The sequence below is a fragment of the Streptococcus sp. 9.1 genome, assembly GCF_016648815.1.
Classification (GTDB): Bacteria; Bacillota; Bacilli; order Lactobacillales; family Streptococcaceae; genus Streptococcus; species Streptococcus salivarius_E.
In genome coordinates, this window is the sequence record NZ_JACLQS010000015.1 from 1 (window position 1) to 23,356 (window position 23,356).

General features: G+C 40.3%; 25 protein-coding genes and 1 pseudogene. 3 read left to right on the forward strand and 23 right to left on the reverse strand.

Annotated elements, in window-relative coordinates:
* Positions 1-367: 367 nt before the first annotated feature.
* The 8 genes from spx to H7T93_RS08385 form a co-directional block, all read right to left on the reverse strand.
* Entirely contained in the window at positions 368-766 is a 399-nt protein-coding gene (gene spx / locus H7T93_RS08350) for a transcriptional regulator Spx (protein WP_002886328.1), read from the reverse strand.
* A gap of 169 nt (positions 767-935) precedes the next feature.
* Positions 936-2,075 carry a recombinase RecA gene (gene recA, locus H7T93_RS08355; RefSeq protein WP_002889600.1) on the reverse strand — a complete coding sequence of 380 codons (1,140 nt, stop codon included), beginning with the start codon at positions 2,073-2,075 and terminating at the stop codon, positions 936-938.
* A 39-nt stretch (positions 2,076-2,114) separates the two neighbouring features.
* Positions 2,115-3,380 (reverse strand): competence/damage-inducible protein A, encoded by a 1,266-nt coding sequence (locus H7T93_RS08360; protein WP_175057354.1) that lies wholly within the window; start codon positions 3,378-3,380, stop codon positions 2,115-2,117.
* 96 nt (positions 3,381-3,476) lie between these two features.
* A complete protein-coding gene (locus H7T93_RS08365) occupies positions 3,477-4,031 on the reverse strand; it encodes a DNA-3-methyladenine glycosylase I (protein WP_175057353.1) in 555 nt (184 codons plus the stop codon).
* An 8-nt stretch (positions 4,032-4,039) separates the two neighbouring features.
* Entirely contained in the window at positions 4,040-4,630 is a 591-nt protein-coding gene (gene ruvA, locus H7T93_RS08370; protein ID WP_037599413.1) for a Holliday junction branch migration protein RuvA, read from the reverse strand.
* A 157-nt stretch (positions 4,631-4,787) separates the two neighbouring features.
* The gene (locus H7T93_RS08375) at positions 4,788-5,009 is read right to left on the reverse strand and encodes a hypothetical protein (protein ID WP_002886321.1); all 222 of its coding nucleotides are present in this window, start codon (positions 5,007-5,009) and stop codon (positions 4,788-4,790) included.
* Between the two features lie 130 nt (positions 5,010-5,139).
* The gene (gene mutL, locus H7T93_RS08380; RefSeq protein ID WP_084915129.1) at positions 5,140-7,083 is read right to left on the reverse strand and encodes a DNA mismatch repair endonuclease MutL; all 1,944 of its coding nucleotides are present in this window, start codon (positions 7,081-7,083) and stop codon (positions 5,140-5,142) included.
* Positions 7,084-7,132: 49 nt separating this feature from the next.
* Positions 7,133-7,438 (reverse strand): hypothetical protein, encoded by a 306-nt coding sequence (locus tag H7T93_RS08385; protein ID WP_004181965.1) that lies wholly within the window; start codon positions 7,436-7,438, stop codon positions 7,133-7,135.
* Positions 7,439-7,616: 178 nt separating this feature from the next.
* Between H7T93_RS08385 and H7T93_RS08390 the strand changes: the two genes are divergently transcribed.
* Together H7T93_RS08390 and H7T93_RS08395 are read left to right on the forward strand one after the other, a co-directional pair.
* The gene (locus H7T93_RS08390) at positions 7,617-8,054 is read left to right on the forward strand and encodes a LytTR family DNA-binding domain-containing protein (protein WP_004181975.1); all 438 of its coding nucleotides are present in this window, start codon (positions 7,617-7,619) and stop codon (positions 8,052-8,054) included.
* Positions 8,051-8,506 carry a DUF3021 domain-containing protein gene (locus tag H7T93_RS08395; protein ID WP_070475797.1) on the forward strand — a complete coding sequence of 152 codons (456 nt, stop codon included), beginning with the start codon at positions 8,051-8,053 and terminating at the stop codon, positions 8,504-8,506. The genes H7T93_RS08390 and H7T93_RS08395 overlap by 4 nt, the downstream gene beginning before the upstream one ends.
* A gap of 33 nt (positions 8,507-8,539) precedes the next feature.
* On the opposite strand, the gene mutS is transcribed toward H7T93_RS08395, so the two are convergent.
* The 3 genes from mutS to argR are packed head-to-tail and all read right to left on the reverse strand — an operon-like array spanning position 8,540 to position 11,878.
* A complete protein-coding gene (gene mutS / locus H7T93_RS08400) occupies positions 8,540-11,098 on the reverse strand; it encodes a DNA mismatch repair protein MutS (RefSeq protein WP_201041804.1) in 2,559 nt (852 codons plus the stop codon).
* Complete coding sequence (locus tag H7T93_RS08405) at positions 11,091-11,450, reverse strand: YlbF family regulator (protein ID WP_002889586.1); 360 nt, start codon at positions 11,448-11,450, stop codon at positions 11,091-11,093. Before H7T93_RS08405 ends, mutS begins: the two co-directional genes overlap by 8 nt.
* Entirely contained in the window at positions 11,450-11,878 is a 429-nt protein-coding gene (gene argR / locus H7T93_RS08410) for an arginine repressor (RefSeq protein ID WP_170314548.1), read from the reverse strand. Before argR ends, H7T93_RS08405 begins: the two co-directional genes overlap by 1 nt.
* Before the next feature lie 154 nt (positions 11,879-12,032).
* Here argR and argS point away from each other — a divergent pair, with 154 nt between their 5' ends.
* Entirely contained in the window at positions 12,033-13,724 is a 1,692-nt protein-coding gene (gene argS, locus H7T93_RS08415) for an arginine--tRNA ligase (RefSeq protein WP_048790892.1), read from the forward strand.
* 876 nt (positions 13,725-14,600) lie between these two features.
* Here argS and purB read toward each other — a convergent pair.
* From purB to H7T93_RS08470, 12 genes and pseudogenes are all read right to left on the reverse strand, one after another.
* Positions 14,601-15,899 carry an adenylosuccinate lyase gene (gene purB, locus H7T93_RS08420; RefSeq protein WP_002948159.1) on the reverse strand — a complete coding sequence of 433 codons (1,299 nt, stop codon included), beginning with the start codon at positions 15,897-15,899 and terminating at the stop codon, positions 14,601-14,603.
* Between the two features lie 20 nt (positions 15,900-15,919).
* Positions 15,920-16,615 (reverse strand): dual OB domain-containing protein, encoded by a 696-nt coding sequence (locus H7T93_RS08425; RefSeq protein ID WP_201041805.1) that lies wholly within the window; start codon positions 16,613-16,615, stop codon positions 15,920-15,922.
* 10 nt (positions 16,616-16,625) lie between these two features.
* Positions 16,626-17,078 carry a DUF488 family protein gene (locus H7T93_RS08430; protein WP_201041806.1) on the reverse strand — a complete coding sequence of 151 codons (453 nt, stop codon included), beginning with the start codon at positions 17,076-17,078 and terminating at the stop codon, positions 16,626-16,628.
* Between the two features lies 1 nt (position 17,079).
* Entirely contained in the window at positions 17,080-17,784 is a 705-nt protein-coding gene (locus H7T93_RS08435) for a DUF488 family protein (RefSeq protein ID WP_201041807.1), read from the reverse strand.
* Positions 17,785-18,208: 424 nt separating this feature from the next.
* Positions 18,209-18,436 (reverse strand): phosphoribosylaminoimidazole carboxylase, encoded by a 228-nt coding sequence (locus H7T93_RS08440; RefSeq protein WP_201041814.1) that lies wholly within the window; start codon positions 18,434-18,436, stop codon positions 18,209-18,211.
* An 8-nt stretch (positions 18,437-18,444) separates the two neighbouring features.
* Positions 18,445-19,395 (reverse strand): ketopantoate reductase family protein, encoded by a 951-nt coding sequence (locus H7T93_RS08445; RefSeq protein ID WP_201041816.1) that lies wholly within the window; start codon positions 19,393-19,395, stop codon positions 18,445-18,447.
* The gene (gene purK, locus H7T93_RS08450) at positions 19,396-20,487 is read right to left on the reverse strand and encodes a 5-(carboxyamino)imidazole ribonucleotide synthase (protein WP_201041818.1); all 1,092 of its coding nucleotides are present in this window, start codon (positions 20,485-20,487) and stop codon (positions 19,396-19,398) included. It abuts the gene before it with no gap.
* Positions 20,474-20,965, reverse strand: coding sequence for a 5-(carboxyamino)imidazole ribonucleotide mutase (gene purE, locus H7T93_RS08455; RefSeq protein ID WP_006150912.1), 492 nt, complete (start codon positions 20,963-20,965; stop codon positions 20,474-20,476). Before purE ends, purK begins: the two co-directional genes overlap by 14 nt.
* 30 nt (positions 20,966-20,995) lie before the next feature.
* Positions 20,996-21,058 (reverse strand): annotated as a pseudogene (locus H7T93_RS10070) (phosphoribosylaminoimidazole carboxylase); the annotation flags it as partial.
* A gap of 118 nt (positions 21,059-21,176) precedes the next feature.
* Positions 21,177-22,439, reverse strand: coding sequence for a phosphoribosylamine--glycine ligase (gene purD / locus H7T93_RS08460; RefSeq protein ID WP_175057345.1), 1,263 nt, complete (start codon positions 22,437-22,439; stop codon positions 21,177-21,179).
* Between the two features lie 271 nt (positions 22,440-22,710).
* Positions 22,711-23,040 carry a type II toxin-antitoxin system RelE/ParE family toxin gene (locus tag H7T93_RS08465; protein WP_002889576.1) on the reverse strand — a complete coding sequence of 110 codons (330 nt, stop codon included), beginning with the start codon at positions 23,038-23,040 and terminating at the stop codon, positions 22,711-22,713.
* The gene (locus H7T93_RS08470) at positions 23,024-23,311 is read right to left on the reverse strand and encodes a hypothetical protein (protein ID WP_002889575.1); all 288 of its coding nucleotides are present in this window, start codon (positions 23,309-23,311) and stop codon (positions 23,024-23,026) included. Before H7T93_RS08470 ends, H7T93_RS08465 begins: the two co-directional genes overlap by 17 nt.
* Between the last annotated feature and the right edge of the window lie 45 nt (positions 23,312-23,356).

Sequence of the window (23,356 nt, forward strand, 5' to 3'; positions counted from 1 at the left end):
ATTGACAGGTTATAATTTCTTCTATCATAACCCTGCACTTGGTTTCTTATTCAGTTCTCAAAGGTCTTTGTCTCTCTCAAGACAACTCCTACATTCTAGCAAATCTAGAATAGCTTGTCAACACTTTTTTTGAAGTTTTTTACTTCTCGTGTTCGCCACCCCTTCCGAAGCAGCTTATTTATAATATCATCTCTGACTTATCTTGTCAATAACTTTTTTAAAGTTTTTTTCAAACTTTTTTCAGTTACTGAACAATTTCCTTGAGACTTTATTAGTCTATCAAGTTTGTGAACCAATGTCAATACTTATTTTCTATGCAATAAGTGAAAGCAAAAAGAAGATCTCTAGTATCTCCTTTTTTCATTTTTTATAGAGCTGCTCGCATGCGTGCTTGTGAATTTTCGACATTTCGTATTGAGCGCGGTAAGAACGCACGGATGTCATCTTCTTTATAACCCACTTGCAATCTCTTATCATCAATTAAGATTGGACTTTTCAAGATTCTTGGGTTTTCTTGAATCAAATCAATCACTTCACTAACACTGAGCTCGTCGATATCACAATTTAGAGCTTTAGCATAGCGATTTTTTGATGAAACAATGCTCTCAACACCATTCTCTGTTTTTGATAGGATGTTTAAGATTTCTTCTTTTGTAAGTGGTTCTTTACCAAGGTTTTGTTCTTTATAAGGAAGTTGATGGTTGTTCAACCATGTTTTTGCTTTTTTACAACTTGTACAACTTGAGATTGTATAAATCTTAATCATGTTAATTCTCTCTTTCTGTCACATGATACTATTATCTTATCATTGTCCTTAGTTTAAGAAATCGGTCTAGCGACCTATTTTGAATCTAAGGGGACTTTTTCAATTATCATAGATCTTTTTTTGCTTAGATTAAATCAAAGAGAAAAAGAGCTCTTAGGCTCTTTTACACTTATTCTTCAATTTCAATGGTTGAATCAAGGTCTAAAACAAGTTCATCAGATGTTTCTTCAACTTGTGCTTCTTCAACACTATCCTCTTCATCTGGTTCAATCAAACCATAGTGTACACGTACTTTATGATCAATTTCTTCAAAAATATCTGGATGATCTGCCAAATATTTTTTAGCATTTTCAGATCCTTGACCAATCTTCTCTCCATTATATGAGAACCATGCTCCGGCTTTTTGAATAATTCCTAAATCACTAGCGATTTTTACAAGCTCACCTGTTTGTGAAATCCCTTCACCATACATAATTTCGACAAAGGCTTCTTTAAATGGTGGGGCAACCTTGTTTTTGACAACCTTGATTTTAGTTTCCTTACCAACATTTTGGTCTTTTTTATCACCAGTCCCTTTGATTTGCGTATTTCCACGTACATCAAGACGTACTGATGCATAGAATTTCAAAGCACGTCCACCAGGGGTCGTTTCTGGATTACCAAACATAATACCAACTTTTTCACGCAATTGGTTAATGAAGATAGCAATTGTTTTTGTTTTATTAATAGATGCAGATAGCTTACGCATGGCTTGACTCATCATACGCGCTTGAAGTCCAACATGACTGTCACCAATATCTCCATCAATTTCTGCACGTGGTACCAAGGCCGCAACTGAGTCAACAACAACCAAATCAACTGCACCTGAGTCAATCAGCTTACCTGCAATTTCGAGACCTTGCTCACCTGAATCAGGTTGTGACAAAAGAAGCTCATCGATATTAACACCTAGGGCTGCCGCATAAGCAGGGTCAAGGGCATGCTCTGCATCGATAAAGGCAGCGATTCCGCCTTCTTTTTGTGTCTGAGCAACAGCATGGAGGGCTACAGTCGTTTTACCTGATGATTCTGGTCCGTAAATTTCGATAATACGACCTTTAGGATAACCACCTGCACCAAGAGCAATATCCAAAGCTAGCGAGCCTGAGCTCATAACCTGAACCTTCTGCTCTGCACGCTCACCAAGACGCATAACTGCACCCTTACCAAAATCTTTTTCAATATTCTTCAAAGCATCATCAAGTGCTTTACGACGCTCATCTCCAAATTTCTTTGTAATTTCTTCTGTTTTCTTTGTTTTCTTAGCCACTTATTTTCCTCTTCTTTCTATAGTTAAGACAAACTTAAATCAAGTTGTCTCTTGTAATAAAGCTTGGCGAACTAGGTTAAAGGCATAGAGGGTACTAATATATCTAACATCAGAACGACTTCTTCCACCTATAACAACCTTGATTGACCTTACTTGATTCCTATCAGCAATACCAATAAATACTGTACCTGCTGGGTGTCCTTCTAATGAATCTGGTCCAGCTACACCGGTAAGTGCAATTCCGTAATCGCTATCTGTTTTAGCTCGGGCACCTTCAGCCATTTTTTCTGCAGTAAAATGACTGACAACACCATGTTCTTCTAGTTGCGACAAGGGAATATCCAACATTTTAGATTTTTCTTCAATGCTGTAAGTAACAAAGCCGCCTTTAAATACTTGTGAGGCTCCTGAAAAATCAGCAATACTAGCCTGAAATAAACCTGCTGTTAGGCTTTCAGCTGCAGTGATAGTCTTGCCATGGTTCTTAAGCAAACGGAAAGTTTCAAAGGCTAAACTATTAGACTCTCCATATCCATAAATAAAATCAGATAAGGATTTGCTATCTAGAGTTTTAGTAGAACGAATTTGTTTTTCTAAAACATCTAGTTTTTGATCTGCTTCTTCTCGTGAAGAAGCCTTTGTTGACAAGCGAAGTGTTACTTCCCCCACTTTAGCGTATGGAGCTATGGTTGGATCTGTTTGGTTAACAATAAAATCCTTCAGAATAGTCACCAATTGACTTTCTCCAACGCCAAAGAATCTTAGGACTCTCGAATAAAGACTTGCGTGATTCTCAGTAAGTGCTGGAACAAGTTCTTGATTCACCATAGGTTTAAGTTCACTTGGTGGCCCAGGTAGGACTACATAGGTCACCCCTTGAGTAGTAATGACACCTCCAACTGCAAGACCTGTAGGATTTTGCAAGGGGATAGCCCCCTCAACAATTTGCGCTTGACGTTCATTATTAGGCGTTCGTGTGTGTTTAGGGCGAGTAGCAAAGAAACTGTCCAGCTTTTTACTTGCCTCCTCATCAAAAACAAGTTTTTTTCCTAAGAACTTAGCTAGGGTTTGCTTGGTTAAATCATCCTCCGTAGGGCCAAGTCCACCACAAAGTATGACTAAGTCACTACGTTTACTAGCTTGGTCTAGAACTGAGAGTAGGCGTTTTTCATTATCACCTACTGCGGTGTGAAAATACACATCGATTCCTAGTTCAGCTAGTTTCTCAGATAAAAATTGGGCATTGGTATTGGTGATTTGCCCGGTTAGGATTTCGGTTCCTACTGCAATCAATTCAGCTTTCATTGGTTCACCTATATTACTATTCGTAAAATAATCTCAAAAACATGTTCGTTTATAAACTAACATGTTTTTCTCGTCTTGTCAATCAAATCTACTCATTTATTTGAAGTCACAGTTATTTTCATGATCATTCACAAATCCTGCGGCTTGTAAAAATGAATATATAGTAGTCGGTCCTAAAAATTTGAACCCTCTCTTTTTTAAATTTTTGGCAATCTGTTGGGATAAATCAGTTGATGATGGGACGTCCTTATATGTTGGAACATTATTTATCAAGGGCTTTCCGTCAAAGAACTGCCAAAAATAATGGGACAGGGAGCCAAATTCATCTTGGAGTTTTAGTACTTGTTTGGCATTATTTACGGTTGCTTCTAGCTTAAGTTTGTGACGAATAATATCCGGATTTTGAAGCGCTTCTTCAAGTTCACTTAGGCTAAACTGGGCAACACGCTCAATATCATAGTTATGAAAAACACGATTAAAGGACTGACGTTTATTTAAAACAGTTAACCAAGAAAGTCCTGACTGATAACTTTCTAAACAAAGTAGCTCAAAAAGTTTTTGATCGTCACCAATAGGGTTCCCCCACTCCTTGTCATGATAATCACAATATAATTTATTGTTTGTTGGTACCCAACGACAACGATTGACCATTGCTTACCTCATTTCATCAACATCTTAAGAGCTGATTTAATGTATTGCTCTGCCGTTTCATTAGTACCTTCGAAGAAGGCTTTGATTTTCTTAAGTTCTGCAGCTTTATAACCAAGAGCTAGCAAAGCTTCCATAGCCTCATCCAACTGATGATTTCCTTCAGGTTGACTTGGTGTCGTCTTGGTCGTTTCTGTTGGTAACTCTGCAAATTTCCCGGCCAAGTCCAAAACCATTTGCTGGGCTGTCTTTTTACCAATCTTTGGAAACTTCATCAGGTACTTGATGTCACTATTATCAATGGCAGCCACCAAGCCTTGATTATCATCTACAGCAACAATGGCTAGAGCAGTCGTCGGACCTATTCCAGAAACTGAAATAAGCTTAAGGAAGACCTCTTTCTCATCTTCAGTATGAAAACCAAAAAGAAGGTGGGCGTCATCCCTAATAACCTGATGAAGGTAGACTTGGATAGTCTGATTCATCTGGTCAGAAAAACTATATGGGTTCGCTACAGTGACAATATAACCTAAGCCGTTTGCTTCTATAACAATATACTTGGCGGTAATTTTCACTAGAGTTCCCTTGATGTAATCATACATAGCGTGTGATTTCCTTTCTCGTTCGTTTCTTCAATGGATTGCTTTGTTATTTTATACTTATAAGATAATTGTCTTGAGTGTTTATTTTGTCATCTCAAGCACTGCTGTACTATTGTAACAAAAAATCCACTCGAAAGTGGATTCTGTTTGCTCTATTTTAAGGATGACTACTCGTCTTTAAAGTATCTGTAATCATCTTTAGACCTAATAGAATATATGTTACAACGCCTAAAGTAAAGGCAATGCTAGAAACATTTACGAGAGTATTCTCCAAACTTGGTTGACCTAACCAGGCCAAAATATAGAAAATCAAGCTAGTCGCTAAAAATGTTAAGCCAACAAGTAAAAAGTGTTTATTAGTTTTTGTTAGGTGTCTCATCACTCTACCTCCTAACTTAAAAATCAGGCAATCATCCTACAATGATATGCTAAAACATTAGAAGATTCCTTATCTTCACCACTATTATAAATCTAACATTCCTATTCGTAAAGCAAGACCAAAAAAAGTTTTAATACTTCCCTAGGTCACGTAGACTTGTATGATTTTCTTGGATACGACGGAACATTTTTTCCATATCAGACTTGGTAAAGTTGACAAGTACTGGACGTCCGTGAGGGCAATTGTAGGGATTTTTACACTGTGCAAGCTGTACTAGGAGGTCACGCGCAGAGTAATCATCAAGTGCATGATTAGCCTTGATTGAACGTTTACAACTCATCATGATGGCTAGCTCAGCACGGTAGGTCTTGACAGACACTTCATTCGTCAAAAGAAGCATGTCACACATTTCATAGACCGCTGATTCAATCTCTTCTTCCTTCATCCAGATAGGATGTTCACGAAGAATGAAGGTGTTATTCCCATAAGGCTCTAAATAGATACCAACCTGGTTCAGAAGGGACATTTTTTCTTGTAAACTAATGTAATCTGAACCTGAAAATTCAAAGAGATAGGGAACCAAGAGCTGTTGTAGACTGCTGTCAACCTCACCGATCTTTTCACGATAGTACTCATACTTGACACGTTCTTGAGCAGCATGTTGGTCAATGATGTAAAGTCCACCTTGTCCTTGCGCAAAGAGATAGGTTCCATGCATTTGACCAAAAAACTCCAACTCAGGGAAGGTTGATGTTTCCTCATTATCCAAAGTTTCAAGCATGCGCTTCATTTTCGACTTGTTTTTATAATCAAGTTTTTCGTGTTCGTCATCACTTTCATCTACTGAACGTTGTGCCTGTTTAACAGAAGGTTGTGGTTTGTTTTCTACCGATGAAACTGGAGACTCTGACTCCGATATAAGAGGTTTGATATCTTCTTGGACTGTCTCTGGTTTGACAAAAAAATCATTACGACTGCTATCATAGTAAAGATTGGTTTGTTTGAGTGGAAGACTGGTTTGAACTGGCTTAGCTGCACCTCTGGTACTAGACTTGGCCAAATTTTCAAGGGCATCAGGAATCAAATCCTGCTCTCTAAGGCTTTGAGCAATGGCTGAGCTGATAAGGGCCATGAGCTCTTTTTCTTTAGAGATACGTACTTCCTGCTTTGTTGGGTGAACATTGACATCGGCCAAGTAGGGATCAATTTGAATATCAATAACCGCAATAGGAAAGCGTCCTACCATGAGTTTAGAACCATAACCATCAAAAATAGCACGGTTAAGCAGGAAGTTTTTAATATAACGTCCGTTAATGAGAATCGTGATGTAGTTACGATTCGCACGGGTCAACTCAGGGAGACTAACATATCCAGAAACTTCAAAATCAAGGTCAGAATTTGAAATTTCCACCATTTTTTTAGCCGTTGTTAAACCATAAATCCCGGCAATAGCTTGACGGAGGTCTCCAGTACCTGATGTCTGTGTCAACTGACGACCATCATTAAGCAAGGTAAAGGCAACCTCGGGATGAGCTAGACTTAGACGATTGACAACATCGACAATATGAGCCAACTCAGCCTGTAAACTCTTCATATACTTGAGACGAGCTGGGGTGTTATAAAATAGATTTTCAACGGTAATCTTTGTTCCAACCGGTGTTGAAATAGGATCCTGACTCTCAATTTTTCCACCTTTAGCAACCAGTTTAGTCCCATAGGCTTCTCCAGCCGCTGCTGTCACAATAGTTAGGTAGCTGATAGAAGCTATTGAGGGTAGGGCCTCACCTCGAAAACCAAGGGTTCGAATACGAAAGAGATCTCCTTGATTTTTGATTTTACTTGTTGCATGACGGCGCAAACTCATGGCCACATCAGCTTGAGCCATTCCTTCGCCATTATCTGTGATTTGAATTTTTGAGAGGCCTGATTCTTCAACTTCAATGGTAATCTGGGTGCTGCCTGCATCAATAGCATTTTCCACCAACTCTTTAACAACACTGGCTGGGCGCTCTACGACCTCACCAGCAGCAATCTGGTTGGCTAACACCTCAGGTAATTCGATGATTTTTGGCATAATTATTATTTTCCCTTCTAAAAGGTTGAGAGATCATTGTTTCTAACTGTTACTGATGCTTCCTATAAAGCCATAACTCACACACAACTGTTAGCCAAGATAAGGCTGTGGCTATAACAATCATATCCCCATGACGAAGGTTGAACCAAATGAGCCCAGAAAAAATCAAGAGATAGATGACTTGGAAAATCCATTGGTAGGTTTTGGGTGAGCTTGTCGAATCCATAAACTGCTTCACAAAGAAATAAAGCAAGAGCAAGTTCAGTGTTAGCGCCTTTTCAAAAGGTGTAAAAAAGCTCAAAATCAGACTGCAGACAAGAAAAATTCCTGCTAGCCATTTCACTATAGATTTCATGTGATTACCTCGTCAGTACGTTTTCATTAAGTATAGGGGTTTTCTAAAATATTTTCAACCACTTAAACACTATATAGGACCACATAGACGAGCGCTATTGCTGTGGACTAGTAAATAGTGTTTAATAAAGGTGTGAAAGGGAGGAGGCCTCCTCAATTACAAATAAGAAAGGATAGTTATGAAAATAAAAGTTCAGATTGACTCGGTATTTCAAGAAGAAATGTTGCAGATTCAGGCACCTAGTCGGACGCCAAAGATTCAGCAAGTCGTCGAGTTTGTTGAAAGTTTGGATGACAACCAGCGACTCAAAGGAAAAAAAGATGGAGAAACTTATCTTATTGAACCCAAAGCTATTTCCAGAATTTACATCGAAAATCGGCAGGTTCTAGCTGAAACTATTCAAGGAGAGTACCATTTAGGCTTACGTCTCTATCAAGTTTTAGAAAAACTCCCATCTTACTTTATCAAAATCTCACAATCAGAGATTGTCAACCTCAAAGAAATTGAGCGCTTCAACATTACCCCTAACGGCCTCGTTGAAATTCACCTTAAAAACAAGGAAACCACTTACTCATCACGCCGTTACCTCAAAGCAATTAAGGAGAAATTACAATGAAAAAGCAACTTTTTAAATCAGGCACAAAGGGCATCCTTATCGGACTTGCCGTATCCATGATTATGTCTCTTATCTGGGCACCAAGCTACATGCCTCTAAATCCCCACTCAGCCATTGGACAATGGATGACGTCACATCAGGTTCACGGATCTATAGTATTAGCCTACTGCCTCATTACTTGGTTTGCAATCGGTATCCTCTTTGAAGTCGCTAGTTATATTTTCCGTAAGGCTGAGTGGAGTTTGCTTCGCGCAACCATCACTCACTACGCTTTGACCTGTCTAGGTTTCATTCCACTAGCTACCCTCAGCGGATGGTTCCCTCTACGTTTGACTTTCTACTTGGAGCTAGTCATTGAATTCAGCCTTATCTATCTGCTCGTTTGGGTCTTCTCTTATTGGAAAATGAAAAAGGATATTGAAGAACTCAACCAAGAATTGAAACATCTGTAAAAGACAAGAAGCCTGTCAATTGACAAGCTTCTTTTATAGTTTCTGTTTTAAATCTGCTACAGCCATCATGACCTGCATCGGTGTCATATTGTAAATGTCCAAGTCTCGTAACTCTTGAAGAACTGGATTTTCAGTAAAATCATCAAAGAGAGAGATTTGCTCATTAATATGCGTTTCAGTGACAGGCTTCTCTTGAGGCGATACCTTTTCCTGAGGTTGGATAGTAACTGTCTCGCCCTCTAATTGTGTCAAGATGGTGTCAGCACGTTCCAGTAAATCTGCTGGTAAACCTGCAATCTTAGCCACATGAATACCATAAGATTTATCGGCTGGACCATCGACAATCTTGTGAAGGAAAGTCACCTCTCCGTCCTTTTCAAGTGTCGCCACATGAACGTTGACAAGGTGTGTCAAAGTATTTGACAGGGCTGTCAACTCATGATAATGGGTAGCAAACATGGTTTTAGCTCCTACCTTGTCATGAATAAACTCAATGATAGACTGAGCTAGAGCCATACCATCATAGGTGGCTGTTCCACGTCCCAACTCATCAAAAATAATCAAAGAATTAGGTGTCGCCCGCTTAATAGCCTGGTTAGCCTCCATCATCTCAACCATGAAGGTTGACTGACCTGAAATCAGGTCATCTGCAGCACCAATACGTGTATAGATGGCATCAAAAACTGGCAAATCAATACTATCTGCTGGTACGTAAGACCCCATTTGAGCCATAACGACTGACAAAGCTAACTGACGCATATAGGTAGATTTACCACTCATATTTGGTCCTGTGATGAGCTGAACATTGGTCTGACTGTCAAAGGTAATCGTGTTTGGAATGTATTCCTGAACGCCCATAACCTTCTCAACCACCGCATGACGACCTTGATCAATAACAATACGATGCTCATCATTGAACACAGGACGAACATAATGATTAGTCTCTGCTGTAACTGCCAAACTCTGAAGCACATCGACTGTCGCAATGGCCTTAGCCAAAGATTGCAAACGGTCAATATAGCGTTCAACCTGCTCACGGACACGCATGAAAATATCATATTCGAGCGTTGATGACTTTTCACGTGCCTCGAGCATCTCACCTTCAATCTTAGCCAACTCAGCAGTTCCAAAACGCTCTGAATTTTTCAGAGTTGCCTTGCGGAAGAAATGGTCAGGAACCAAGCTAAGGTTAGAGTTGGTCACATGGAAGTAATAACCATCTTTACGGTTATAATCAATCTTTAGTGTTGTAATACCAGACGCTTCACGTTCCTTGGCTTCGATATCCGCTATCCATGACGTTCCCTCACTCATCACCTTGCGATACTTGTCCAAGGTCTCATCAAAACCAGCACGGATAATGCCACCTTCTGTAATGGTTGCAGGGGCATCAGAATCAATAGCCGACCGAATCAAACTCTCTAATTCTGGCAGAGCATCTAACTCTTGTAAAAGACGTGACAAGGCATCGTCATTAAAAGACTCCAAAATCGCCTTAATCACCGGTACTTGAGCCAAAGTATGACCTAGCTGAATCAAATCTTTTGGATTAGCCTTGCCAAAGGAAACACGACTGGCCAGGCGCTCAATATCGTAAACACCTTTTAGACTCTCAGTCAAGTCACTACGCTCGAAGAAATTGTCCAAGAAAACTTGGATAATATTCTGACGCTCGGTGATAGTGGCTTGATTCACTAAAGGACGATCAATCCAAGTTCGCAAGAGACGCATTCCCATAGCTGTCTTGGTTTCATCCAAGAGCCAGAAAAGGGAACCGTGTTTCTTGCCCGTTCTAGCATTTTCTAGTAAATCCAAACTCGACTTGGTCGCATAGGACATCTGCAAGTAATCCTTAATCTCATAGTGCTGAGCCTTTTGTAAATGACTAAGCTCACGCATCTGAGTACGGTGCACATACTGGAGAAGTTTACCCGCCACACTGCTTTCCAAATCTGTCAAGCTAGTGTCAATCAAGTGGACATCATCGTAAACCTCTGTTTCCTTGGAAAGTAGAAGGTTGAGTTGCTTCACCAAAACTTGTTCATCAGCTTCAGGTAAATCATAACCAACCACTACTTCACGTGCCTTAAGGTTCTGAATTTCACTACAAACTGAACTGAAATCGTCCAACTCTGTCGCAAAAAATTCACCCGTTGACACATCCATATAGGACAGACCGAATCGACTTCCAGCCTTGTCAATGGCTACCAAGAAATTATTGGCATTATCAGGTTTAGAGCTGTCAACCACTGTACCTGGCGTGATAACCTGAACCACCTCACGCTTAACCACACCAACAGCCTGTTTAGGATCCTCCATCTGCTCAGCAATAGCTACCTTGTAGCCCATCTCAACTAAGACATCAATATAGGCTTGAGCTGAATGATAAGGAACACCAGCCATAGGAATGGGATTATCGGCGTTCTTATTACGACTGGTTAGGCTAATTTCCAAAATCTGGGCAGCCTTAACGGCATCCTCATAAAATAATTCGTAAAAATCACCCATACGAAAGAGCAAAAAAGCATCTGGATAATTTTCCTTGATATCCAAATACTGCTGCATTCCTGGAGATATTTTTTCCTTAGCCATGTCTTAACTCCTCGTTAATCCTTTCTTCGATAGACTTGGTCACATATTGGATCAAGTCACTGGCATCCTGCATTTTTTGACGGTAGTCCTGAACAATAGGCAAATTTTCCAGCTCATGCTGAATCAAATCTGCTTGCTCACCTGCCTCCTCATAGGCACGTTGTTTCTCAATTTTTTGAAAAAGCACTGCTTCTTGTTGATAAGCCTTCATCTGTCCAGCTAGATGACTGATTTGAGGTACCTGTCCAATGGCCTTCTCAGCCTCTTGAAAAGCAAGAACCGCCTCATGGTGTTTGAGGAGGTCGATTAACTCTTCTTTGGCTTTTTGGAGATCCTGATGAGGAGTGTTCATCAGTGAAACTCGCTTTCCAGTTTTTCAGCAACCACAGCATCCTTACAGATTACCAAGAGGGTATCTGCGCCAGCAACGGTTCCTAAAATTTCAGGGTTACCATCACTATCAATTAGGTTGGCCAAAACATCAGCTTCACCCAACTCTGTGTGGAGGACCAGCATAAACTGAGCACGGGAAACTGATTTAACATAGTCCTTAACCGTAGGATCCAAACTTGGAAGCACATGCTCAGACAAACTATAGTATAGTCTACCTTCTTCATCACGAAGCTTCAAGAGGCCAATCTCACGCAAGTCACGTGACAAGGTAGCCTGAGTAACCGTGATACCTTCCGCCTCTAGGCGTTGCTTAATTTCCTCTTGTGTCCCAATCTTATCTCTTGAAATCATCTGTTTGATAACAGCTTGACGATCTCTCTTCATTATCTTTCCTCTTTTTATGTATATTCTTTGCATATTATAACAGAATTTTTGTATTTTTTCATGCAATACTTCCTAATAGATGCTTTCTTGTCCCTACCCTATTAACTAAAATAATGGTAAAATAGGTATGAATGACAAGATTTGAAATGGAGTACCTATGAATACTAAAGAACTCATTGCAGCAGAAATTGCCAAAGTTGTTCCCGAATTGGAACAAGAAAACATTCAAAATCTGCTTGAAACCCCTAAAAATGCTGACATGGGGGACCTCGCCTTTCCTGCCTTCTCATTGGCTAAAGTCTTGCGCAAGGCTCCTCAAATGATTGCAGCAGACATCGCTGAAAAAATCGATGCCTCAAACTTTGAAAAAGTTGAAGCTGTTGGTCCTTACATCAACTTCTTCCTTGATAAATCAAAAATCTCAGCGGATGTTCTTGGACAAGTCATCGCTCAAGGCAGCCACTACGCTGACCAAAACATCGGTCACGGACGTAACATCGCCTTTGATATGTCTAGTCCTAACATCGCTAAACCTTTCTCTATCGGTCACTTGCGTTCAACAGTTATCGCTGATGCTCTTGCCAACATCGTAGCTAAACAAGGCTACAAACCAGTCCGCATCAACCACTTGGGTGACTGGGGTAAACAGTTTGGTATGCTGATTGTTGCCTATAAGAAATGGGGTAGCGAGGAAGCTGTCAAAGCTAACCCTATCAACGAACTCCTTCAACTTTATGTGCGTATCAATGCCGAAGCTGAAGAAGACCCATCTGTAGACAAAGAAGCTCGTGAATGGTTCCGCAAATTGGAAGCTGGTGACGAGGAAGCAACTGCCCTTTGGCAATGGTTCCGTGACGAAAGCTTGGTGGAATTCAACCGTCTTTACGATGAACTCGGTGTTTCTTTTGATAGCTACAACGGTGAAGCCTTCTACAATGATAAGATGGATGAAGTCGTTGACATCTTGACAGAAAAAGGACTTCTCCAAGAATCTCAAGGTGCCCAAGTGGTTAACCTTGAAAAATACGGTATCGAACACCCAGCCCTCATCAAAAAATCAGATGGTGCGACACTTTACATCACACGTGACTTGGCTGCTGCCCTCTACCGTAAACGTACTTACGACTTTGCCAAAGCCATCTATGTGGTTGGTAATGAACAATCTGCTCACTTCAAACAGTTGAAAGCTGTTCTTAAAGAAATGGGCTACGACTGGTCTGACGACATGACTCACGTTGCCTTTGGTCTTGTAACTAAGAACGGTAAGAAATTGTCAACTCGTAAGGGGAACGTTATCTTGCTTGAGCCAACTATTGCCGAAGCTGTTAACCGTGCCCAGGCTCAAATCGAAGCTAAGAATCCAAACTTGCCTAACAAGGAAGCTGTTGCTCATGCTGTAGGTGTCGGAGCTATCAAATTCTACGATCTTAAAACAGACCGTATGAATGGTTACGACTTCGACCTTGATGCCATGGTATCCTTCGAGGGAGAAACTGGACCTTACGTTCAATATGCACACGCTCGTATCCAATCTATCTTGCGCAAGGCTAACTTCACGCCATCTGCAGATGCTACATACAGCCTAAACGACGTTGAAAGCTGGGAAATCATCAAACTCATCCAAGACTTCCCACGTATCATCAACCGTGCATCAGACAACTTTGAGCCATCTATCGTTGCTAAATTTGCTATCAGCTTAGCTCAAGCCTTTAACAAATACTATGCACACACACGTATCTTGGACGAAAGCCCAGAACGTGACAGCCGTTTGGCTCTTTGCTACGCAACAGCAACAGTCCTCAAAGAAGCTCTTCGCCTTCTCGGTGTTGAAGCTCCAGACGAGATGTAATCTATACTTAAAACGCCTAAGGGCGTTTTTTTAATTGCCAAAAAAAGAACCCAACACATGGTGTTGAGCTCTTTTGGAGATTATGAAAAAGAAAAGTTCGTTGTTCTACAAAAAGTGTAAGCCAACGAGATTCACTGAACTACGTTCAGTAAAAGTTATTTAGGAGACTTAGAGTATAACTTGCCTTCCTTAAAGAAACCTTAAATCGCAGAAAAAAATCCCCTAAGGGATTTTCACAGCAGTTCAAAGACCACTGAAAAGATACGATTGTACAGGCTTCCCAACCTCTTCTTCCTAATCCTCCAAGGTGACCGCTTGTCCAATAGAATCTTTATATAACTATATTACCTTGTTTTGGAAGGGTTTTCAAGTATTTTCTTAAAATTCCCTAATAAAAGCTCAAAAAACAAGAAAAAAGCCTAGATTTCTAGACTTTCTTCGGGGAGATTAGTTATGAAAAAGTTTTTTTTACTACTAGCTCACCAAAGCTAGTTGTTTTATTAGGATGGTTATAATATAAACTAATAAACTTAAAACTTGCTTAAAGTTTTATTCTCTTGCTTCACTTTTTAAAATAATAAGCAAAATAAGTAATAGTAAGGACCCACTAGGGATATCCATATCTAAAAACCAAGAGGGGGCTTTGATACTTCCAAGATCATTCATGATGCGGATGATATTATAGGCAATGCTTACTATTAAGAGGCTAAGTTCCGGTAAATAGTTAAGTCGTCCTTTTAAGATTGCTAACTTCTCCTTTCTGATAGTTTTCTTACGATGACCCTATTATAAGGCTGAAAAAGAAACAAAACTAGTGACATAAATGTCACCATCAAAAAAAGCAGGGCAAACCTGCTTTCTGTTATTTTGTTTAGATTAGTCACCCAAACCGATGCGTTCGAAGATTTCATCAACACGTTTAGTGTAGTAAACTGGGTTGAAGATTTCGTCGATTTCTTCTTGAGTGAGGCGTGATGTTACTTCTGGATCTGCTTCAAGAAGTGGCTTGAAGTCTACTTGGTTATCCCATGATTGGGCAGTCTTTGGTTGAACAAGATCGTAAGCTTGCTCACGTGTCATGCCTTTTTCAATCAAAGTAAGCATAGCACGTTGGCTGAAGATAAGACCAAATGTAGAGTTCATGTTGCGAATCATGTTTTCTGGGAAGACTGTCAAGTTCTTAACGATGTTTCCGAAACGATTGAGCATGTAGTCAATCAAGATTGTTGTGTCTGGTGCGATGATACGCTCAGCTGATGAATGTGAGATATCACGTTCGTGCCAAAGGGCTACATTTTCATAGGCTGTTACCATGTGACCACGGATCACACGCGCAAGACCTGTCATGTTTTCAGAACCGATAGGGTTACGTTTGTGAGGCATTGCTGAAGATCCTTTTTGACCTTTAGCAAAGAACTCTTCCACTTCACGTTGTTCTGATTTTTGAAGACCACGAATCTCTGTTGCCATACGCTCAATAGAAGTTGCGATGCTCGCAAGAACTGCAAAATACTCAGCATGAAGGTCACGAGGAAGGACCTGTGTAGAGATTTCTTGAGCACGGATACCCAATTTGTCGCAGACGTATTTTTCAACGAATGGTGGGATGTTGGCAAAGTTACCAACCGCACCAGAAATCTTACCAGCTTCCACACCAGCAGCAGCATGCTCGAAACGCTCGATGTTACGTTTCATTTCGCTGTACCAAGTTGCCAATTTAAGACCAAAAGTTGTAGGCTCAGCGTGCACACCGTGCGTACGACCCATCATGATAGTGAACTTGTGTTCTTTCGCTTTGTCAGCGATGATGTTAAGGAAGTTTTCAAGGTCCTTGCGGATGATATCGTTGGCTTGTTTGTAGAGGTAACCATAGGCAGTATCTACTACGTCAGTAGAAGTCAAACCATAGTGAACCCACTTACGCTCTTCACCAAGCGTTTCAGAAACCGCACGTGTGAAGGCAACCACATCGTGACGAGTTTGCTGCTCGATTTCCAAAATACGGTCGATGTCAAAGTCCGCTTTTTCACGAATCAAAGCCACATCTTCCTTAGGGATTTCCCCCAACTCAGCCCATGCTTCGTCAGCCAAGATTTCCACCTCAAGCCAAGCACGGTATTTATTTTCTTCAGTCCAAATGTTCGCCATTTCTGGGCGAGAGTAACGTTCGATCATGTTTCTTTTACCTCTTTAAACTAGTCTATGATAACTTTAGCCGCCAATAAATATACTTCTCCATCCTCTTCATAAACTTCTCCCAAACTAACAATTAAAAAGAGTTCTGGTATCTCTCCCTTAGGTAAGTTTTCATCATTAGGAAAATCTGGATCAGTAACTGTTAGATAATAGTTTAACAAATCTCCTTTACTATTCTTATATTGAAATTTTATTTTTGGATGATTTTTTCTCTCACCATTAAATTCATTTATCTCAAAACTTGCATTATAAACTTTGATGAATGATAAAGATTTGTGTTTAATATTATTACTATTATAAAAATTCAATCTATTTTCTATTTTTATTGATGGCCTACCTGGATGAGCTCCTCTAGGGCGCTGATTGATTCCCAAAATTGTATTTGTACAATCACATCCCCACTTATTAATAATATCCGGCCATGTCATTCGTCCAAGTAATTTTACATAATATTGCTCATCAATAAGAACGTTCTCAGGTTGGTGTTCCACATCACTTTCTTCAGATAATAACTCTATTTCAATTATATCTAACTCTCTACATTCATAACCATCTTTTGTTATTAAATCTTCACTATCAATAACTCCTCTACTATTCTCCAAGCGGACCCATTCTCCACTATCAATATCCCTACCTGCTACACAAAAACCATTATGTTTATCAGATTTTGTTAAAATAACTACTCTTCTATTCATATTTACTTCCTCATAAATGGACAACTTTACATTCTATCCTTTTTACAATCTCATCAACAAGTAATCTCCTATGACAATGTTCAGGAGTATGTTCAGAACAAAGTATAACTACTTTTGAATAACCACAATAATTTTTTATAAAATTATCAACCATACCACGAGTCTGAATAAGTTTATTATACTTAAGCTCATAGTCATCCCAACTCATATTTCCCTTTTTGTAATCACTCAAAATATCCTTTGTAGGCGCATAATTTATTTCATGTACATATTCACAATTTGCTAGTTTTCTTAAAAAATAAGGTAAATCTCTTCCTTTTGAAAAACCAGCTAACTGAGATTGGTTATTCAACCGAGTATCAATTAGTACTTCTATTTCTTCATTAATAATTTTTTCAAAGAAATCTTCTGCAGATTTTTTCGTAAAACCAATAGTGTAAATAATCATTTCTAATGCTCTCATTCTAAAAGATTCTATAACCTATTTTTTCATTTAAATCATGATAGGCATCCTTAAGATATTCAGAATCATTCTTTTCAATAATTTCTAGTGATTCATTAGAATCTGCTACATCATCAAAACAGACCTCACAATCTCCTTTTCCAAATAAATCTAATGTTCCTTGCCCCTTTACAAAATCTTCACGGGGCTTTTGTTTATTTATCTTAATAATGTACGAATTCAATATATCCTTAGACATTTGACTCTGTGTTTTTATACTACCATCAGCTAAAATATGATAAGTTTCTATCCCATCTAACTCTAAATCTCTAGCAACCATAATTGTTCTATGACAGTCAATGGGATCCTTTTCTGTACACATTAATGCAATATTATGTTCAGTGATACCTCTGGATATTAATCCTTTTTTCGCTTTCAAAAATGGTACAGTTTTACACCACAATTCAAAATCTAGATAACCGTTAGGGTAACAATATCGATACTGTTCTCCCAATTGACGAGCTCCGAAATATTCTCCCATCTCATAGTAAGAGATTCCATATTTAGGTAATTTCTCCTTCAAATTACTAGAATTATACTGTGGAGCATAAGCTGAAAAAGGAACACTCCTAACATCAAACACCCAATCAATATTATATCTTTGCAATCGTTCAACCAAATAGGTGAAATCATAACTAGAATGACCGATTGTAAACAATCGCTTCATAGAATAGCCTCTCTTCTAAGTTTTATATTTGTATGTTTAGTTCAGAAAAGGTTCCGTAGTACTTTGAGACTCTTATATTATCAGTTGACATCTGTACCCAAATTCAGTCACATCATTTAGTTCATTCCTAAACAAAGTTGCATGAACCATTTTGAAAGTCCTAACTGGTTTCTATTTTACCATACCTCTGGAGGCTACACCTTAGATTTTTTGTAACTTAAGCTCTAAGTAATTCACCATATGTTTCTTGCCCATAGACCATGTCACGTTTCGGTAAGTACAAATGTCTGACGTTCTCTTTTGGTTTTGTCCTATCAAATATTCAACATTCTGATTTAATCGCGAGACCTAATATCTTTGCTTTCTATGTTTATGTATAATATTCTCTTGATATTGTACATAAATTAAGCGACGTAAGAATCCCTTATTCTAACTCCTCTTTCCCAATCCACACTGATGGATAGTGATCGAGTGTATTCAAATCAGTATCCATCGGCAAATCATAGATAGCTAAATAGTTTTCAGGATATTGAGCAACCAACTCTTCATACTTAGCTCTCACTTTTTCGTGATTGCTACTAGCATACAAGACTTCGACGACTGCTCCAGTCTTATCTTTTTCAACAAATGCGTTGACGATGAGTTGAATCATAAAATCTCCTAAATCGAAATTCCCTTCATATTTGCTTCCAGAATGGGCATCTCAATACCTAACTCCTGACCAGTCTGATAAACACTTTGACAACAATAGAAGATGTCCTGTTTATCATTGTGCAAGGTCATAATTTTTCGGGTCAGCTCATTTTTCGCAAACATGACTTTCATGGCTTTTCCTGCTATCCAAGCGGGAATTTTGTATGGCAAGAGTTCGGCTTTGTAAAGCTTCAAATTCACACCACGCGCTTCTACGACTTTCAAAGCTTCTCGAATGGCCTTAATGGCCAATGATAATTCCGAAGAACTATTCATCAAGTTCAAAGCCAATTCTTCTGGATTTTCCAAATTTCCTGAACGTGCAGCTGTCGAAGTAACACCCGCATTAATCGCCATGTGAATCCAAATCCACTCGACCATATCATGAGGAACTTCCCACTTCAAATCTGCAGAACTCAACAAAGTCGTCAAATCAGAATAGTTAGAAATGTACGCTTTTTGCTCACTTTCGAGCATTAAATGGTCAAACAAGACACCATCCAAATGGTCCTCTTGCATGTGACCTCCAGCTGTTGGAAAGGCCAGAATATAGTCATAATCTCCTGCCCACTCTTGGACATCTTTTCGTGTATTCCAGAAATTGCAGAAGAAAACGAGGGTGCCTTTGATATTATTTTTTCGCAAGGTTTCCACGGCTTCTTTGACAAAACCATGACGAACACTGAGAAAAATAAAATCATATTCCGAATCAGCTTTCGCCACATGAACCTCATAGGTATCATGCTTGTTCTCACCTTTGGAATGATAGCGACCATCTAGCAAATCAACCGAGAGGGATTTGGGAGCATTGTTCCGCTTACTGTCTCTAAGGACATGTTCTACTTGATGACCTGCTTTTTGAAAAGCATAGGCATAAGTCGTTCCAATGACTCCGAGTCCTAGGATTGCTATTTTCACCTAAAAATCAATTCCTTTCCCGAACTCAACCACATTGTCTGGATCATTACTAAACAAAGTCACATGACCCATTTTGCGATTGTGCTTCGCTTCTAGTTTACCATACATGTGGAGGTGGGCGCTTGGATTTTCTGTGACATAACGCTCAGCTGCTTCGACGTGTTGGCCGAGGACGTTGAGCATGACAGCTGGTGCATGGAGATGGATTGCTGGAAGTGGTGCTCCGAGAACGCCCAAGATATGTGTGTCAAACTGTGAAAAGTCACAAGCTTCGATTGAGTAGTGGCCAGAATTGTGTGGGCGTGGTGCGATTTCGTTGACGATGATGTCATCAGCTGTCGCAAACATTTCCACACAGAGGGTACCAGAGAGGTTAAGTTGTTCAGCAATCTTCACAGCCATAGCTTTAGCTTTCTCAGCTAGACTATCAGAAATGCGAGCAGGCACGATGGTTTTAGAGAGGATATTGTTGCGGTGGATATTTTCCTGAACTGGGAAAACTGTCACATCCTTGCCGTTACCAGACACGATGACTGAAATTTCAAGGTCGAAGTTGACGAACTCTTCCAAGACACACTCTGCTGAGTTAGCAAGTGCATTTGCCTCTTCCAAATCGTCGGCTGATGTGATGACTTTTTGACCGTGGCCATCGTAACCACCTGTCGCAGTCTTGAGGACGTATTTTTTAGAAAGGTCAATATCTTCCAAATCAAGGCTAGATGTCACGACCTTGTAAGGTGCAACTCTCACTTGGGCCTTGTTTGAGAGGAAGTCCTTTTCAAAGATACGGTTTTGTGAAATGCGAAGCAGGTCTGTCCCTTGTGGGAGCTGACCGTCTTTGATAACAGCGTCAAGGCCATCAGCGTCGACATTTTCAAACTCATAAGTGAGAACATCACAGCGGTCCGCCAACTGGCGAAGGGCGTCTACGTCGTCGTAGGGTGCCACGATAACCTCAGACACACGAGAAGATGGACAATCTGCTGCAGGATCAAGGGTGATAACCTTGTGGCCCATGTAGACAGCTGAAATAGCCATCATCTGACCGAGCTGGCCACCACCGATGATACCAATGGTTTTAGTTGAGCTCATTTGTAGACTCCTCTGCGATTTTTCCTTGTTCTTCAGCAAAGTTAGCAAGTGCATCCGCAATGGCCTTGTCTTCTACTGAGAGGAGACGGAGGGCAAAGAGGGCAGCGTTTGTCGCACCAGCTTCACCGATAGCCATGGTTGCGACAGGTACACCACCCGGCATCTGAACGATAGAATAGAGCGAATCTACACCGCTAAGAGCACGTGATTTGACTGGCACACCGATGACTGGAAGGGTTGTTTTAGCAGCAACCATACCTGGCAAGTGAGCAGCGCCACCAGCACCAGCGATGATGACCTTGATGCCACGGCTACGTGCTTCTTCGGCATGTTTGAACATGAGGTCTGGTGTACGGTGAGCGGAAACAACTTTCTTTTCGTAAGCAACACCGAAGTTGTCGAGGACTTCAGCAGCTTTTTGCATGGTTGCCCAGTCGGATTTTGAGCCCATGATGATGGAAATTACTGGTTTAGTCATAATTTTTCCTTTTTCTTCCTTTTTTGACAATCACCTTAGGTTGTGAGGGACGGCAGCAGCCACCAAAGGTGTCTCATGCCTAAATCGGAAGCCTTAAGTCTTCCGATTTCACTAAACGATTGGCTTTGTCAGCCAATCGTTTTTTCACAACAGTGGTGATTGTCGCTCATTAGCTCGCTTTCGCTCGCCTTTTACGACCTACGGTCGCTGATTATTTGTTTGCTTTGCTACCGATATCGTTTCGGTAGAAGAGGCCTTCTGTGTTTTGTTTGTTGAGTTCGTTGTAGATGATGTTTTGGCCGTCTTTGACGGTGTCTGCTGTTGTGACTAGCATGTAGACACGTCCGCCGTTTGAGAGAAGATCTTGGCCATTTTCAGCGAATTTAGCACCGGCATAGTAAGTGATGATGTCGCCTTCTGTCTTGGCTGGAAGCTTGACACCCTTCTCATAAGCCAGTGGGTAGCCGTTTGAGGCTACAACCACACCAAGTGTCACACCCTTGTCCGTCCAAGTGATAGTTGGCTCTTTGCCTTCCAAAATATCGGTGATATTTTGTGCAAAGTCAGAGGTCAAACGAGGCAAGATGATTTGTGTTTCAGGATCGCCAAAGCGTGAGTTGAACTCGATGACTTTAGGGCCGTCAGCTGTCAAGATAAGTCCCGCGTAAAGGACACCAGTGTAAGGACGACCTTCTTTGATCATGCCTTCAAGAACTGGCTTGACAATGGTGTCAACCGCTGTATCAACCACACTCTGTGGCAAGTGAGGAACTGGCGCATAGGCACCCATCCCACCAGTGTTAGGACCCTTGTCGCCATCATAAGCACGTTTGTGGTCCTGAGCCGTTGGCATAATGTAGAACTTGTCCCCATTGACAAAGGCAAAGAGAGAGAACTCTTCCCCGTCAAGGAATTCCTCGATGACCACACGCGCACCTGAATCACCGAATTTATTGTCCAAAAGCATCTCGTGAGCGGCTTCAACTGCTTGCTCAACCGTTTCAGCAACGACGACACCTTTCCCAAGGGCCAAACCGTCTGCCTTGACGACGATTGGAGCACCTTTTTCCTCGATGTAGGCCTTGGCTTCCTCGAAATCTGAAAATGTGCCATAGGCTGCTGTCGGAACGTCGTATTTGACCATGATTTCCTTAGCGAAATCCTTAGACCACTCCAGCTCAGCCGCAGCCTTTGTCGGACCAAAGGCTTTGAGACCAGCTACATTGAAATCATCCACGATACCAGCTGCAAGGGCATCATCTGGACCGATAAAGGTCCAAGCAATATCGTTGACTTTTGCGAAGTCAATCAGCTTAGAATGTTCGGAAATTCCGATATTGATCAAATCCAGACCATCTAATCGCATCCCGTCATTACCAGGAGCCACAAAAACCTGCTCAACGTCTTTAGACTCCAACAATTTCTTAGCAATCGCATGCTCACGACCGCCAGATCCAACAACCAAAAGTTTCATTTGAAAGATACCTCAATATCAAATAAGACTAGGGGCAAATGCCCGTTAACGACAATCATTCGGAAAAATTAGCAATTTTCACGAATTATACATAACCATTATAACATATTTGTTCGGAGATATGGGTGTGTATCCAAATTTGAACATAAAAAAGGCATCCCTTCAGGTAGCGGAATGTACTGCTCCCTCAAAGCTAGACAATTTATCATAACGAAAAAGTAGTAAGTACTTTCTCCCGTCGGAGATTTCCTCACTACTAATCTTAATTTTTTTATAACAACTTGATATAGTCGCTTTTAGAACTAAAGATGTGGGAGACTACAATCTCTTTTCTACTTTCGTCTATAAAATAAAGTATGACATAGCGTTTAACGACAAGTGCTCGTGTCTCAAATGTGTCATTGATTCTTTTACCATAACGTTGATCTGCATTAAAACCAGCCTCAGGAAAAGTCTTCAAACTTTCCATTCCTTGCAAAAGCTTCGAAACTATCTTCTTGGCAGCAGTTTCATTAGAAAGTACATCACGAATGTAGTCATATATACTTCTCAAAGAAGAGCGAGCACGCTTAGTGAGTGAAAGACTATAGGTTGTATTCATCCTTAACCTCCTCAAGGGGTATTATATTACCCGCCTGATACTCAGCTACACTCTCTGCTACTTCAGCTTTAAGCTGCCTAAACAGTCTTTCTTTTAGCAATTCATCCTCCGTCATTACTGGTATTTGCTCGGTAGCAACAATCGTCTCCAAAAACAAATTAAACGATTTACTCATATCTAAATTATTTGCCTTTACAATTTTTCTTGCCCTTTCCAACAAAATCGGGTTAGTTTGGAAATTTACTTGAACACGCTTCTCTACAACAGTCATAATTAACTCCTTATATATTATTTTATATAATTATATATAGTTTTT

Coding starts and splice junctions, on each gene's coding strand:
- spx (WP_002886328.1), bottom strand. CDS start 766: ATGATTAAGATTTATACAATCTCAAGTTGTACAAGTTGTAAAAAAGCA.
- H7T93_RS08360 (WP_175057354.1), bottom strand. CDS start 3,380: ATGAAAGCTGAATTGATTGCAGTAGGAACCGAAATCCTAACCGGGCAA.
- H7T93_RS08365 (WP_175057353.1), bottom strand. CDS start 4,031: ATGGTCAATCGTTGTCGTTGGGTACCAACAAACAATAAATTATATTGT.
- ruvA (WP_037599413.1), bottom strand. CDS start 4,630: ATGTATGATTACATCAAGGGAACTCTAGTGAAAATTACCGCCAAGTAT.
- H7T93_RS08375 (WP_002886321.1), bottom strand. CDS start 5,009: ATGAGACACCTAACAAAAACTAATAAACACTTTTTACTTGTTGGCTTA.
- mutL (WP_084915129.1), bottom strand. CDS start 7,083: ATGCCAAAAATCATCGAATTACCTGAGGTGTTAGCCAACCAGATTGCT.
- H7T93_RS08385 (WP_004181965.1), bottom strand. CDS start 7,438: ATGAAATCTATAGTGAAATGGCTAGCAGGAATTTTTCTTGTCTGCAGT.
- H7T93_RS08390 (WP_004181975.1), top strand. CDS start 7,617: ATGAAAATAAAAGTTCAGATTGACTCGGTATTTCAAGAAGAAATGTTG.
- H7T93_RS08395 (WP_070475797.1), top strand. CDS start 8,051: ATGAAAAAGCAACTTTTTAAATCAGGCACAAAGGGCATCCTTATCGGA.
- mutS (WP_201041804.1), bottom strand. CDS start 11,098: ATGGCTAAGGAAAAAATATCTCCAGGAATGCAGCAGTATTTGGATATC.
- H7T93_RS08405 (WP_002889586.1), bottom strand. CDS start 11,450: ATGAACACTCCTCATCAGGATCTCCAAAAAGCCAAAGAAGAGTTAATC.
- argS (WP_048790892.1), top strand. CDS start 12,033: ATGAATACTAAAGAACTCATTGCAGCAGAAATTGCCAAAGTTGTTCCC.
- purB (WP_002948159.1), bottom strand. CDS start 15,899: ATGATCGAACGTTACTCTCGCCCAGAAATGGCGAACATTTGGACTGAA.
- H7T93_RS08425 (WP_201041805.1), bottom strand. CDS start 16,615: ATGAATAGAAGAGTAGTTATTTTAACAAAATCTGATAAACATAATGGT.
- H7T93_RS08430 (WP_201041806.1), bottom strand. CDS start 17,078: ATGAGAGCATTAGAAATGATTATTTACACTATTGGTTTTACGAAAAAA.
- H7T93_RS08435 (WP_201041807.1), bottom strand. CDS start 17,784: ATGAAGCGATTGTTTACAATCGGTCATTCTAGTTATGATTTCACCTAT.
- H7T93_RS08440 (WP_201041814.1), bottom strand. CDS start 18,436: ATGATTCAACTCATCGTCAACGCATTTGTTGAAAAAGATAAGACTGGA.
- purK (WP_201041818.1), bottom strand. CDS start 20,487: ATGAGCTCAACTAAAACCATTGGTATCATCGGTGGTGGCCAGCTCGGT.
- purE (WP_006150912.1), bottom strand. CDS start 20,965: ATGACTAAACCAGTAATTTCCATCATCATGGGCTCAAAATCCGACTGG.
- purD (WP_175057345.1), bottom strand. CDS start 22,439: ATGAAACTTTTGGTTGTTGGATCTGGCGGTCGTGAGCATGCGATTGCT.
- H7T93_RS08465 (WP_002889576.1), bottom strand. CDS start 23,040: ATGAATACAACCTATAGTCTTTCACTCACTAAGCGTGCTCGCTCTTCT.
- H7T93_RS08470 (WP_002889575.1), bottom strand. CDS start 23,311: ATGACTGTTGTAGAGAAGCGTGTTCAAGTAAATTTCCAAACTAACCCG.